This window comes from Halomonas sp. SL1 (assembly GCF_003030865.2).
Lineage (GTDB): Bacteria > Pseudomonadota > Gammaproteobacteria > Pseudomonadales > Halomonadaceae > Halomonas > Halomonas halophila.
In genome coordinates, this window is the sequence record NZ_PYUQ02000026.1 from 25,208 (window position 1) to 37,380 (window position 12,173).

At 60.5% G+C, this 12,173-nt stretch carries 10 protein-coding genes; 3 read left to right on the forward strand and 7 right to left on the reverse strand.

The features are described from left to right. Positions 1-38: 38 nt before the first annotated feature. The 3 genes from putA to C9J49_RS15845 all read right to left on the reverse strand — a co-directional run bounded on the left by putA (position 39) and on the right by C9J49_RS15845 (position 4,654). A complete protein-coding gene (gene putA, locus C9J49_RS15835; RefSeq protein ID WP_107181040.1) occupies positions 39-3,230 on the reverse strand; it encodes a bifunctional proline dehydrogenase/L-glutamate gamma-semialdehyde dehydrogenase PutA in 3,192 nt (1,063 codons plus the stop codon). A gap of 189 nt (positions 3,231-3,419) precedes the next feature. Then, positions 3,420-4,220, reverse strand: coding sequence for an AraC family transcriptional regulator (locus C9J49_RS15840; RefSeq protein ID WP_035595414.1), 801 nt, complete (start codon positions 4,218-4,220; stop codon positions 3,420-3,422). A 62-nt stretch (positions 4,221-4,282) separates the two neighbouring features. Continuing rightward, positions 4,283-4,654, reverse strand: coding sequence for a hypothetical protein (locus C9J49_RS15845; protein WP_046079874.1), 372 nt, complete (start codon positions 4,652-4,654; stop codon positions 4,283-4,285). Positions 4,655-4,915: 261 nt separating this feature from the next. On the opposite strand from C9J49_RS15845, the gene C9J49_RS17080 reads away from it, so the two are divergent. Then, the gene (locus tag C9J49_RS17080; RefSeq protein ID WP_146613020.1) at positions 4,916-5,278 is read left to right on the forward strand and encodes a hypothetical protein; all 363 of its coding nucleotides are present in this window, start codon (positions 4,916-4,918) and stop codon (positions 5,276-5,278) included. A gap of 218 nt (positions 5,279-5,496) precedes the next feature. Here C9J49_RS17080 and C9J49_RS15850 read toward each other — a convergent pair whose 3' ends face one another. Further along, positions 5,497-6,600 (reverse strand): DUF4236 domain-containing protein, encoded by a 1,104-nt coding sequence (locus C9J49_RS15850; protein WP_107181041.1) that lies wholly within the window; start codon positions 6,598-6,600, stop codon positions 5,497-5,499. A gap of 233 nt (positions 6,601-6,833) precedes the next feature. On the opposite strand from C9J49_RS15850, the gene C9J49_RS15855 reads away from it, so the two are divergent. Both C9J49_RS15855 and C9J49_RS17085 read left to right on the forward strand, forming a co-directional pair. Next, a complete protein-coding gene (locus tag C9J49_RS15855) occupies positions 6,834-7,463 on the forward strand; it encodes a recombinase family protein (protein ID WP_107181042.1) in 630 nt (209 codons plus the stop codon). 138 nt (positions 7,464-7,601) lie between these two features. Next, positions 7,602-7,916: a hypothetical protein gene (locus C9J49_RS17085; protein ID WP_181454308.1), complete on the forward strand. Its 315-nt coding sequence runs from the start codon at positions 7,602-7,604 to the stop codon at positions 7,914-7,916. Between the two features lie 461 nt (positions 7,917-8,377). Here the strand turns inward: C9J49_RS17085 and C9J49_RS15860 are convergent, their stop codons facing one another. The 3 genes from C9J49_RS15860 to C9J49_RS15870 all read right to left on the reverse strand — a co-directional run bounded on the left by C9J49_RS15860 (position 8,378) and on the right by C9J49_RS15870 (position 10,876). After that, a complete protein-coding gene (locus C9J49_RS15860) occupies positions 8,378-8,755 on the reverse strand; it encodes a hypothetical protein (protein WP_146613022.1) in 378 nt (125 codons plus the stop codon). 589 nt (positions 8,756-9,344) lie between these two features. Further along, on the reverse strand, positions 9,345-10,199 hold the full coding sequence (locus C9J49_RS15865; RefSeq protein WP_107181044.1) for an antA/AntB antirepressor family protein: 855 nt from the start codon (positions 10,197-10,199) through the stop codon (positions 9,345-9,347). 215 nt (positions 10,200-10,414) lie between these two features. Beyond that, positions 10,415-10,876, reverse strand: a complete 462-nt coding sequence (locus C9J49_RS15870; RefSeq protein ID WP_107181045.1) for a hypothetical protein — start codon at positions 10,874-10,876, stop codon at positions 10,415-10,417. Between the last annotated feature and the right edge of the window lie 1,297 nt (positions 10,877-12,173).

Here is a 12,173-nt window from a genome sequence, read left to right on the forward strand (position 1 = left end):
ACTTCCTTCAGTTTGTTGTCGTTACCGACGAGCGGGGATCACTCGTCTCCCAGCGCAAGCAGTGACGCATTGCCGCCGAGTGCGGCGGTATTGATCGTCACCGTCTTTTCCGTGGCGAACCGCAGAAGATAGTGGGGCCCACCCGCCTTGGGGCCCGTTCCGGAGAAGCCCTGGCCGCCGAACGGCTGGACCCCGACGACGGCCCCGATGATATTGCGGTTGACGTATACGTTGCCAACGCGAATTTTCTGCGCGATCTCCTCGGCGAAGGATTCGTTGCGGCTGTGCACGCCGAACGTCAGGCCATAGCCGCGCCCGTTGATCGATTCGATCACCCGGTCGAGGTCCTGGGCCTTGTAGCGCACGATGTGCAGTACCGGGCCGAACTGCTCGCGCTCCAGGGCGTCGATGCCGTCGATCTGGAAGGCGCTGGGGGCAATGAAGGTGCCCTCGGCGGTATGCGCCGGGTCGAGCCGGGTCTCGGCCAGCAGCCGACCCTCGCCCTTGAGCCGGTCGATGTGCGCCTGCAGGCCCCGGCGGGCGTCCTCGTCGATCACCGGGCCCACGTCGGTGCCCAGGTCGCGCGGGTCGCCCACGTGAAGCTCGGCCATGGCGCCTTCGAGGATTTGGATCACGCGGTCGGCCACGTCGTCCTGGAGGTAGAGCACGCGCAGCGCCGAGCAGCGCTGGCCGGCGCTCTGGAAGGCCGAATGGATGACGTCGGCCACGACCTGCTCGGGCAGGGCGGTGGAATCGACGATCATGGCGTTCATGCCGCCGGTTTCGGCCACCAGGGTCGGCAGCGCGGCGTTCTCGCGGTTGGCCAGGGCGCGGTTGATGACCTGGGCGGTGTCGGTGCCGCCGGTGAACACCACGCCGGTGACGCGCGGGTCGCTGGTCAGCACGCTGCCGACGGTGGGACCGTCGCCGGGCAGCAGCTGCACCACGTCGCGGGGCATGCCGGCCTCGCGCAGCAGCTCGACGACGCGATGGGCGACGATCGAGGTCTGCTCGGCGGGCTTGGCCAGCACGGTGTTGCCGGCCACGGCGGTGGCGACCATCTGGCCGCAGAAGATCGCCACCGGGAAGTTCCAGGGGCTGATCGCCGCGAACACGCCCTTGCCGCCCATCATCAGCTCGTTGGACTCGCCGGTCGGCCCCGGCAGGCGGGTCGGTTCGGCGAACAGCTCCTCGGCGCGCACGGCGTAGTAGCGGCAGAAGTCCACCGCCTCGCGGATCTCGTCGACGCCGTCGGTGAGCAGCTTGCCGCCCTCGCGGGAACACAGCGCCATCAGCTCCGCCATGTTCGCCTCCATCAGGTCGGCGAAGCGACGCAGGATGTCGGCGCGCTCGCCCACCGGCGTCGCCTCCCAGCGCGGGAAGGCCGCCCAGGCGGCGTCCAGGGCCTGCTCGGCCTGTGTCTTGGTGGTCCACAGCACCGTGCCGACGCGCTGGCGGCGGTCGTAGGGCGCGGTCACCTCGTGGGTCTGCGCCGGGTCGCTGGCCACGTCGAAGGCCAGCAGCGGGCGCGCCTCGTACACGGTGTCCATGTGCGTCGCCATGGCATCCATCAGCGGCTGGTACTGGCTGCGGATGTTGAGGTTTGCCCCCTTCGAGTTGGGGCGACCGGGCCCGTAGAGATCGCGGGGCAGCGGAATCTGCGGGTTGGCCAGGCTATCGTACTGGCGCAGGGTCTCCGCCGGGTGCACGCACAGCGATTCCACCGGCACCTTGGGATCGACCAGCTGGTGGACGAACGACGAGTTGGCGCCGTTCTCGAGCAGCCGGCGCACCAGGTAGGGCAGCAGGTCCTTGTGGGCGCCCGTGGGGGCGTAGATGCGGCAGTAGGTGCCCTGGGGCGCGCGCTTGAGGGCCGCATCGTAGAGCGCCTCGCCCATGCCGTGCAGGCGCTGGAACTCGAAGGCCCGGTCGGCGGCGTTGGCTTGCTCGAGGATGCTGGTGATGGTATGGGCGTTGTGGGTGGCGAACTGCGGGAAGATCCGGCCGCGGGTGGCGTCGGAGAGCAGGAAGCGCGAGCACACCAGATAGGCCACGTCGGTGGCGGACTTGCGGGTGTAGACCGGGTAGCCGTCCACGCCCAGCTGCTGGGATTCCTTGATCTCGCTGTCCCAGTAGGCGCCCTTGACCAGGCGCAACGGGATCTCGTCGCCCTGGTGCTCGGCCAGGCGATTGAGGTAGTGCAGCACCGGCAGGGCGCGCTTGGAGTAGGCCTGGACCACCAGCCCGAACTTGCCCCAGCCACGGCAGGTCTCGCTTTCGTAGACGGCGCGGAACACCTCCAGCGACAGCTCCAGGCGGTCGACCTCCTCGGCGTCGATGGTCACGGCCACGTCGCGCTCGCGGGCCATCTGGGCCAGTTCGCGCACGCTGCCGACCAGCTCGCGCAGCACCTGCTCGCGGCGGCCGAACTCGTAGCGCGGATGCAGCGCCGAGAGCTTGATCGAGATCGACGGCGTGGGCGTCTTGGCGGACAGCGTACGGCTGGTCTTGCCGACCCGCTCGATGGCGCGGGCGTAGTCGTCGAAGTAGCGCTTGGCGTCACGGCGGGTGCGGGCGGCCTCGCCGAGCATGTCGTAGGAGTAGGTGTAACCCTTGTCGAACAGCGGCTTGGAGCGCTTGAGCGCCTCGTCGATATCGCGGCCGAGGACGAACTGCTTGCCCATGACCTTCATGGCCTCGACCATGGCGCGCCGGATCACCGGCTCGCCCATGCGGTTGACCATCTTGTTGATGAAGCCGGACGGACGGCCTTCCTGGGGCTTGTCCAGGGTCACCACGCGGCCGGTCATCAGCAGGCCCCAGGTGGAGGCGTTGACCATCCAGGATTCGCTCTTGCCCAGGTGCGCCTTCCAGTCGGCGGGGCCGAGCTTGTCCTCGATCAGGGCGTCGGCGGTGGCCTTGTCGGGGATGCGCAGCATGGCCTCGGCCAGGCACATCAGCATCAGGCCCTCGTGGGTATCCAGGCTGTACTGCTGGAGCAGCTCGTCGATGGTATCGACGGCGGTATCCATCTCGCGGATCTCGCGTACCAGCTCGGCGGTCTTCTCGGCGGTGCGGGCGAAGTCCTGGTGGCCCGCGCCGAGGGCCTGGATCAGCTCCTCGACGAAGTCGTTCTCGTCGACCACGTAGTGTTCGCTGATGCGGGCGAAGAGGGTGTCGAGATCCTGACGCCAGGTGGCGTCTTCCAGCATGTTGTTGGCGTTGAGCATGTCGTTCCCCGATGGAAGCCGATCGTCACAGGGTCGTGTGTCCGCCGCCGCGTCAGGGGGAGCGCCGACGGATGCACGGTATCCTGCAAGCGTAGGGCGCCAGAGAGGGCTCTGCTTGTCGATTCCGTTGGGGGATTTGACGAATTCGCGGATGTTGCCGTCGGGTGACAGCTTTTTTACGACCTTGGTCTAAGGCATCGGTGCGTTGCTGGCGAGTCGCCTGGCGCCCGGGCGTCGCAGCTGGCTGGGGGGGTGGCCGTAGTCGCGGCGAAAGGCGCGGGAGAGGGCGCTCTGGTTGGTGAATCCGGTGAGCGCGGCGATCTCGGAGAGCGGCAGATGGCTCTCGTGGATCAGGCGTCGGGCCGTCTCCAGGCGCCGACGCATCACGTAGCGCCACGGCGAGAGGCCGGTCTGGGCGCGGAAGCGTGCCGTGAAGTGGGCTTCGCTGAGGCAGGCCTGGGCCGCCAGGTCGGCGACCCGGAGCTGGCCGCTCAGGTGCTGGTCGATGTAGCGGTCCAGGGCCGAGAGATCCAGGGGGCGCCCCGTCGACGAGGCGTCGCCGGACAGCCGGGCATGCAGCGAGCCGAGCAGGGTGGCAGCCAGGCGGTCCTGCTGCAGGTCGCTCAGGGCGCCTTGACTGGCCAGCAGGCGCAGCTCCTGGAGCACGAACTCGAGATAGCGGGCCAGCGAGGCATCCAGGTCGAAGAAGCGCGGGGCGTCGAACAGCCGGGCCAGTTCATGGTGATGGCCGGTCAGCGACAGCGCGTCCTGCGGCAGGTCGAGGACCAGCTGATGGTTGTCGCCGGTACCGGCGTAGTAATGCATGTGATTGGCCGGGACGATGCAGCCCGAGAGCGCCGAGATCGAGCCGCCGAGGCCCTCGATCTCGAACTCCGCCTGACCATTGAGCCCGATCACGATCTGGTGGAAGTCGTGGGCATGATGGTGGATGGCGGTATCGAGAGGAAACTGGCGGATCGCGCTGGTCATCGTCGCCCTCCGGCGCGGCGGTCACGGGATGAGGCCCAGTGTACCGAATTCGTCGCCAGGCCTCATTCCCGCTCTTCGCCGTGGCGCAGGGCCGTGCGCGCGGCGAGGTGATCGCGCAGGGCGCTGAGGTCGGCGTGTCCTTCGTCGTCCAGCAGCGGCTTGCCGCGGGCCACCCGGCCATGGCGGCCGTGCTCGTCCATCAGCCGCTGGGCGCGGCGCCGCACGCCCTCCAGATAATCGTCGTGGCGAATCGGATAGCCGACCACCGCGTTCCATTCGGTCTCGCTGACCCGGCTTTCGAGGGCCTGATCGAACAGCTCGAGCAGGTGTTCGGGCTCGGTGCGATAGCGGGGCGTGCGCGCGGTCATCAGAATGGCGATCATGCCGCCGATGATCAGCAGGCAGACGGCCAGAACGGTCAGGAAGAGGGCCATGGCGGGACCTGGCGGTTCGGCTCGCGGGCGCGAGTCAGGATGTGAGAGGCCTGTGGAGCGGGTGAAGGGAATCGCCCCTTTCTCCGCAATTAGTAGTAAAATCAGTGGTTTACGTTATTGAAGTAGCCATCTGTAGCCGCTACTGTAGCCACTCGCGTAGCCAACGATTTGGAAGGATTGTACAGTCGAGCTCGAAGCAATAGCAAACCCGCCCGGCCAAGCGACGAAGTCGGATTCAATAGATTTAGGCATGACGAACCTATGACCGAAGACGAATGGAAGCTGCACTACATCAGAAAAGGAAGGCTCTGGGCATGGGTACATCGCACGATTGTTTTAGTTGCTGTGGTAATTCCCGTGCTTTGCTACCTGGCAGAAGCAAATCAGTGGGGAGGACTGCTTTGGAATGACTGGTTCAAAAGAAGTGGTGGCATCATGATTGCCTTGGCGATCCTCTCTGAATTACCTGGCCGAAGGTTGCAGCACGCCATTGACCCTCCTGAAGTAATGGCTAACCAGAATCAACAGGGGGCTCAAGTTAGGTACGGATGGTATCTGAAGATAATCCACAGCATCACCGTTGTATTAGGGGTAGGTGGCACCCTGATCGTTACCTTCGCTTAGCATCAATCATCCGCTCGCCTCTGTGTGCCTCTCCCAGGCTCGCCGAGCCATGTTAGAAGAAGGAGAGGCTAGTTGATTATTGTGCCTTCCCTTCAGCTGATCACACAGTTACTCAGCTAGTCTACCCTCGGCTTGTTCTATGGGCGCAAAAATAAGCCCCACCGCACAGATGGAGCTTATAAGTCTATAGCTTATGAATGATCATTGATAGATATTCGTCATGAAACGCTGGTGCTGTTCTTCTGTGCTTCTCGGAATCGCTTCAGCGCGAGAACAAAGCTAGATGCGGCTCCTACCTTAGAAAGGCTGATACGTTCATTCATTCCAGTTTTGCTGAAAAGGTGGAGGTCTTCATAGCGGACCACAGGTATTCTATGGTTGTTCTTGAAACGCCTATCGGGTCCACCTTGCTTGTTCACATATTCCCAAGTGTAGTCGATGATCTTGGTATCTTTTGGCACACTGCCGTCCTCAACGAACCGTGTCGGGGAAAGCTTCACTTCGAGGTTTTCGTAGGAGACGGCTCCCACTCCGTAGGGCTCGAAAACCAGAACTCGATCCGGAAAAAAGTAGAGTGTCTGCTTTCCAACAGGAATCGAGGGTACTTGGATATTCGTTTTCACAAAAGGAGGTGATGTGAAGCTCAGTTGAATAGGCTTTCGCTCAACGACACTGCTGGCTCCCGCATGATATTTACTGTCATGCACCCTACCTTCGGCCTCCATGTGCCAACAAGAATCCACAGCCTTCATCTCGTCAAAGGAGTTGATCAGCTTATTGTAGTTCTCCTCAAACTCATCTTCGATGTCATAAATGATGACAGAAGTCTTGTTCATGACGTCTCGGTACCTGGCAAGTATCACAGCAAGGATGCAGCCAATGGTTATGGGAAGTAGATAGGGAAGGTCGCGATAGATCGTGTACGCTAATGCAACGGCACCTAGTCCTATAATTACAGGCATCAGCGTGCTCATCTTTCGCTTGCTATTGAGCTCTTCCACCAATTCGGCTGAGCTGCCGTCGACCATATGCATAATGTCCCCACTCTCTATCTCCTTGAGAGGCTCGTGGGTTAGCGGTGCTGGTTCTTGATAATGCTCAGAGGTGCTCGGGCGAGTTGATTGTGTGTACGCCCGCTCATCGCGCTTCTTCGAGAAAGTATGGCGATAGTACAGGCCGCCACGCCCCATATGTACATAGTTGCCTCTGGGGCCGGTGCCAACACGGAATCCTTTCACACCGGCTGAAACGCCTACTCCAGACTTAGAGAGATTGAAACGAAACGGTCCTACTCGCAAAGCCTTCCGTATATAGAGTCCCATCGCTGTTCCCTGCGCTTTGTTTGCTTATGATCCACTGCTCTGGCTTGAACAGAATTACTATACCCCTGCTAAGTCATCGCAGCCTAGAGGGTGGTCATTTAGGTGTACCTGAGCGAGCACGCACCAGGGCGCCCTGTATCCGTATTCACATACATGAATTGACAACCCTAGCGAGCACACCTATTGTAAACACACCCAAACGAACACGTTGCTCGATAAGGGAGTGAACGACGATGGCTTACATCCGTGCCTATCTCCGCGCCTCCACCGATGACCAGAACGCTAGTCGTGCCCGTGAGGCGCTGACCAGCTTCACGAGCGAGAAGGGAGTAACGGTCGCTTCGTGGTACATCGAGAATGCCAGCGGCACCAAGGCCGATCGTACTGAGCTGGCGCGACTCATCGACGACGCTCACCCTGGCGACGTGCTCCTAGTCGAGCAGGTGGACCGACTGACGCGCCTGACGAAAGGCGATTGGGACAGACTCAAGGGCGCCATCCAGAGCGCGGGTCTTCGGGTCGTCTCCCTGGACCTGCCGACGAGCCACGCGGCGCTGACTGTGGGCAACAGTGACGACTTCACTGGGCGGATGCTCGATGCGGTGAATGCCATGCTCCTCGATATGCTGGCGGCAGTCGCTCGCAAAGACTACGAGGACAGGCGTAGGCGTCAGGCCCAGGGCATCGAGAAGGCCAAGCAGGATGGTCGCTACAAGGGCCGTCCGGTGAACGAGGAACTACATCGCCGAGTCATGGAGCTTCGAGAGCAGGGCTTCAGCGTCCGTAAGACGGCCGACATCGTGGGCTGTGGTGTCAGTACCGTCCAACGCGCCATGAAGCGAGCCGAACAGCCCGCTCAGTGAGGGGCTTCAATCGGGGAAGCATCGAGGCAGGGCCAAGCGGTCCTGCTTTTTTGTGTCGGCTCGAAGCCATCCCCTGGTGAATCGGTTGTCGACGGGAGTCAGTCAGTGCGGGCTGCCCGAGAGAAGTCCATCCATCCCTTGCCGAATCAGACTCGCAAGCGGTTTAATCCCTTCATAATCAATGCTTTACTCATGTTTGGCAGTGCCTGTAGCGTGCCGCTGCTGGCGCTCATCGAGGGCGCCAAGGACTACCACAAGACACAGCAAGGAGCCGATGCAATGCGGATCGAGTTGACACGCTGGGGCATGGAGCTGGCCATCATGGGGCTGGTCTTCAGGCTGGTCGCGGGAGATGTCTTCCTGCGGATGCCGATGGTCGGGCTACTGGCATGGAATCAGTGTGGCCTGTCCCTAGATCGCTGGGCAGATGCCAAGCATGAGCCGGTGCTGTAGGCGCTGGCGCTGAAGAACCATGGGGGATGGGTGCCGGTGTCGTTCATCCCTCAGGTGGGTGTCTCGAAGATCGACTTTCAGCCCCCACCATGCGCCCGCTCGGGGCGGGGTACGGGGAAGCGCGTTCCTTATACATCATCAATTATCGGCTCAGATGTTCGCCACAAAATGGCCGGGGGTGGTCGCTGGACGATCATTGGCAGGAGTCCCGTTCCTCCAAATCAAGGATGGACACACGGAGTCGAAGACGTGCCGGTAGGAGTCCCCTTACTCTGGCTCATGGACCGTCGCACATAGTCAGGGCGACACAGGTAGATCACGTTCCGGTGCGTCTACTGTCCGCGCCACGGTGGCGATCCCTCCTTGTGGACCCTGGAAGCGCAGTTATGTGGGCAAATCGGCATGGCCAACGCCTTGATGGTCTGCCAGATTTTGCGAGAGAGCGTCCTTCTACCGACATACTATGTCGCTGGCGAGGAAGGTCGGTCAGACTGACCCTCTTGGTGTTCCTCACTGATGAGCAGATAGAACAGGCTCGCTGCTGCCTCCATGTCCCGCGTCTGTGCCTTGAAAGCGTCACTCGCTGGCGCAAGGCAAGGGCTGGCCTCCCGGTCATGCCTCAGCGATAGCAGCACACGGAGCGCCGGAGAGTCGCCCTTGTCGAGGTCTTCGGGGCGACGCTGGAGCAGGATCGACATGACAGCGGGCGTGACGTAGATGTCGTCCTTGGTCAGATGGACGTTGATCCCCCGCCGACAGACGGTCTTGTAGAGGTGGTGGAGCTTGGTCCGTGGGCTGGCGCCCTTGAGTTGGCGGACGGTGCGAACCTCGATGGTCATCTCTCTCCCCTGGCTTACGTCTATCTCAATCCATCCCTTCAGATAAGCGAAGTGCTTCGGCGTCTCGGCTGCGTGGCTGGAGATGCCCAGGACCATACCGATGGCTCAGGTCTACACCATGCTCTTGACAGGCTCGCCATACAGTGTTCAGCCCCACGCCGAAGCGTTCAGCCGTCTCAGTGATGGACGCTTCCCGGTCCCTCCGCCAATCAGCGATGGTCTTGTAGTCCATCTGTCGGCTCTTCCCTGAAGGCACAGCAGACTGATACGACAGCCCAGCCTCTCGCCAGATAGTCTTGACGGTTGTCTCACTGATGCCGAAGTGTTCAGCGGTGGCGCGTCGAGTAGCCTTGTTCTGCTGGCGCCACTCAACGACTTCGCTGGGGTGGACTTTGGGTTTTCGTCCAGGGGCGCTTGCGGTGCGGTAGTTCGACATTGTTATTCAGCCTCCTCTCACTGTTGTCCTTGTAGACGGAGCCTCGCTTCGCTCGGTCCTCCTCGACCTCTGCCTTCCAAGTGGCGTGGCACAGGGGTGCCCAGAGACACCCCATGACGGTTACGGTCCAGATGATTGCAGTGGAGGAAGACATCAGGCCGCCTCCTGATGGTGATCTGAGCCGTGGAGGTACTTGTCAGGGTGCACCTTGTCCGCGTGGACGCTGCGAACCATGGACTCGATTTGGTCCCTGTCGGTGGCCCCTGAGTGAAGCAAAGAGGCAGCAAACTGAAGGGCATCCCTGTACACCCTCAAGTCATCTCCATCGAGAACGTCACGGATGCCCTTTCCCCTGGCTCCGGGGATTTCGTTCAGCGCCTCCCGCCACTCACTGGCGCTCATCCCAGAGACGGCCTCAGCGACCATCCCCTTGAGGAAGCGTTCAGCATCCTGCGCATAGACCGTGGAGCCAGTCTCAGAGACGATGCGGTGATACACGCTGTTGTCGATCTCAGTCAGGTGCTCAGTTCGGATGGGACGATAACGCTCCATCCTCAGTACACAGTCCTCCATATCGAGGAAGTAGCAGCGGATGTCATGGCCTTCAGCCGTGTTAGCTTGCATGGCAAGGTGAGCGGCCACGTCACGGGAAAGCAGGTAGTTGGTCTTCGGGCGCCCCTGCTTCCCGGTGTGCTCGGAGAAGTGCTCGATCTCATCGGCGCATGTTTTTGGAGATTTTTCCCCAAAATTATCTGGAGCCATCAACGGATTGATATAGTGATCAGCCCATTTATTGAACTGCTTGTGCGGCTTCCCGATCTTCTCCCAGAGCTTCCGGGCGTCGATCTGTGGCTCTTGCCGGTCCTCCACAATGGGGAGCACACGGCGGGCCTTCATCATTCTTTTGGCTTGTTCATCGGCGAAGCCGAGGACTGATGTCAGAGTCTTCTTCGGGACATGGTTGATGTCAGTGACGATGGATCGACCGTTGCGAGTGGTCTTGGTCATGGTAGTTACTCCAATCTAGAGCGCACCAACAGCCGAGCACACCCCCGACAGTCCCCAAGCGGCCACTACCATGAAGGCACTGACTGCCGGGCACGACTGGAGATGCACTCTAGGCTGGATGCTTGGTGGGTATGCGAATGAGCCATGCGAATGAACGCATGTAGATGTAGCAGTTGTGTGGACTGCTGGTTGGTCAGCGGTGGAGGTGAGTGTCGTTACTCGGCCCACACCTCCATCGGCAGTAGGTAGATGGGAACGGTGCCGACCACTTCGAGATCAAATTGGTCATCTGGACAGAAGTCTTCCAAGATGGTCGCGTGTAGCTCTTCCGGCGTCAGGCAAGGATCAGCTAATACCATATCGACAGCTTTCTCTAGCGCACTCACATACCGGATGAAGTCACCGGCGTGGTCAGTGGATAGCGGGTGGATACCACGCCTGAACACTTCGAAGTTCTCAGGCAGCAGTGGAAGGGCATGTACTGCGGTCAACACGACAGCCTGTAGGTTCCCTGCTGGGATTTCGTGGAAAGCGAGTTTGAGTTCAGCATTGAGGATTCGGCGGTAGCCCTCAACGAAGGTCTTGCGGTCGAAGCTGGAAGTCTCGTCAGTCACGACTCGCTGGACCGGGAACAGATTCACAGGCGCGTCGTTGGATAGCATGGTCATGTCGGTCATAGTCGTTGGTTCCTCATTGGTGATTCCCCCACGAGTCTCCCCCTCACCGGCTCACAGACCGGCCCAACGATAGGCCAGCCGATGAGGCACGCGAGAGGAATCCCGATAAGGGGGTATGTGGATGAACTAGCAGTGTGTCAGCGGGAGAAGCTGACGGGGTGGTCGGTGGGCTGACGGTGGATTGATCATCACGGACACATCAGTTCTGGTACTTCCGGTCAGTCTCGTCTGTTGACTGAAGCGAATGGCTGGAAGCATCGGTTAGTGATGTAACCCATCCATGTCAGGAAAAACGAGCGAAGCGAGTTACCGGCCCATGTCTTCTAGCCTCGATTCTGGTTGCTCCACAGATGACAAAGAGCATCGACCAGAAGGCCCACTAGAAGTTAACCCATAGAGATACTCATTATTGGTTATCTCATTAGGATGATTACTTCCAGCGAAGCTCTATCAGATGAACCTCAAGACTCTCTAATAGAAAAACTAAAAGCCGTTTCGAGATTGACCTCGCCATGGGCTGATGCTAGACGGAGCCTCGCTCCGCTCGGTCCATGACAAGTCCCCGGCCCACCTCGACGACGCCGTCACCTCCGTCGCGGGCCCTTGGTCGATGTTATCCACGTTCTCATGCGACGGCCTGGTAGCCGCCCGTTACTTGTGTCGCATCGAAGGACAAACAATCTCCCGACCTCACGATAGGCGCGATGCCGGTCTTACTGTGCAGCTCTTGCGAACTACTGATGCTAGTGATGGTGTGCTGCTGGGTTTTGCGCATAGCTCGGCTACTGCCTCGCCGAACTCCTGTGTCAAGATCGTGCGCTTCGTCTTCCCTATGTGGGCGGTAATCACATCTGTCTCGATCTCCTTCGAACGTGTTCAGGCGAATATCTAGGCAAGGCTTCCATGTGACACTGCTGTAAGAAGCGAGTGATTCGAACTTGCCGAAGCTCTCCGAGCGTCTAGCGAGCCTCCGTATCCAGGCACGATGGAGGTGGGAGCGTCCTCGCTCGAACGCTGCGGGGCACCAGGGCGAGCCAGAAGAAGCTTCTTCTTCCTTTTAGTGGGTGGTAATCATCCGGTTATCGATAGGGCATGATCGATAAGGGAATGGAATAGATCGGCAGGGCTTGATGGGTGGAGCACATGCTGGTGACTCAGCTCACCGGAGAGACGGTATCTTCTCCAGTAGTGGGCCGTAATTGATTCGGCGCTGTGAGGCGCTGTGAGAGGCTCTAGGTTTTGTCCGAAAAGTCGGATTTGCTAATGTGCTCCATGCCGCTGTCTCTTATACACATCT

What these genes read in the sequence shown, in the direction of transcription:
- C9J49_RS15865 (WP_107181044.1), bottom strand. Translation starts at nt 10,199, where the DNA reads ATGACCAAGACCACTCGCAACGGTCGATCCATCGTCACTGACATCAAC.
- C9J49_RS15860 (WP_146613022.1), bottom strand. Translation starts at nt 8,755, where the DNA reads ATGACCATCGAGGTTCGCACCGTCCGCCAACTCAAGGGCGCCAGCCCA.
- C9J49_RS15845 (WP_046079874.1), bottom strand. Translation starts at nt 4,654, where the DNA reads ATGGCCCTCTTCCTGACCGTTCTGGCCGTCTGCCTGCTGATCATCGGC.
- C9J49_RS15855 (WP_107181042.1), top strand. Translation starts at nt 6,834, where the DNA reads ATGGCTTACATCCGTGCCTATCTCCGCGCCTCCACCGATGACCAGAAC.
- C9J49_RS17080 (WP_146613020.1), top strand. Translation starts at nt 4,916, where the DNA reads ATGACCGAAGACGAATGGAAGCTGCACTACATCAGAAAAGGAAGGCTC.
- C9J49_RS15850 (WP_107181041.1), bottom strand. Translation starts at nt 6,600, where the DNA reads ATGGGACTCTATATACGGAAGGCTTTGCGAGTAGGACCGTTTCGTTTC.
- putA (WP_107181040.1), bottom strand. Translation starts at nt 3,230, where the DNA reads ATGCTCAACGCCAACAACATGCTGGAAGACGCCACCTGGCGTCAGGAT.
- C9J49_RS15840 (WP_035595414.1), bottom strand. Translation starts at nt 4,220, where the DNA reads ATGACCAGCGCGATCCGCCAGTTTCCTCTCGATACCGCCATCCACCAT.
- C9J49_RS15870 (WP_107181045.1), bottom strand. Translation starts at nt 10,876, where the DNA reads ATGACCGACATGACCATGCTATCCAACGACGCGCCTGTGAATCTGTTC.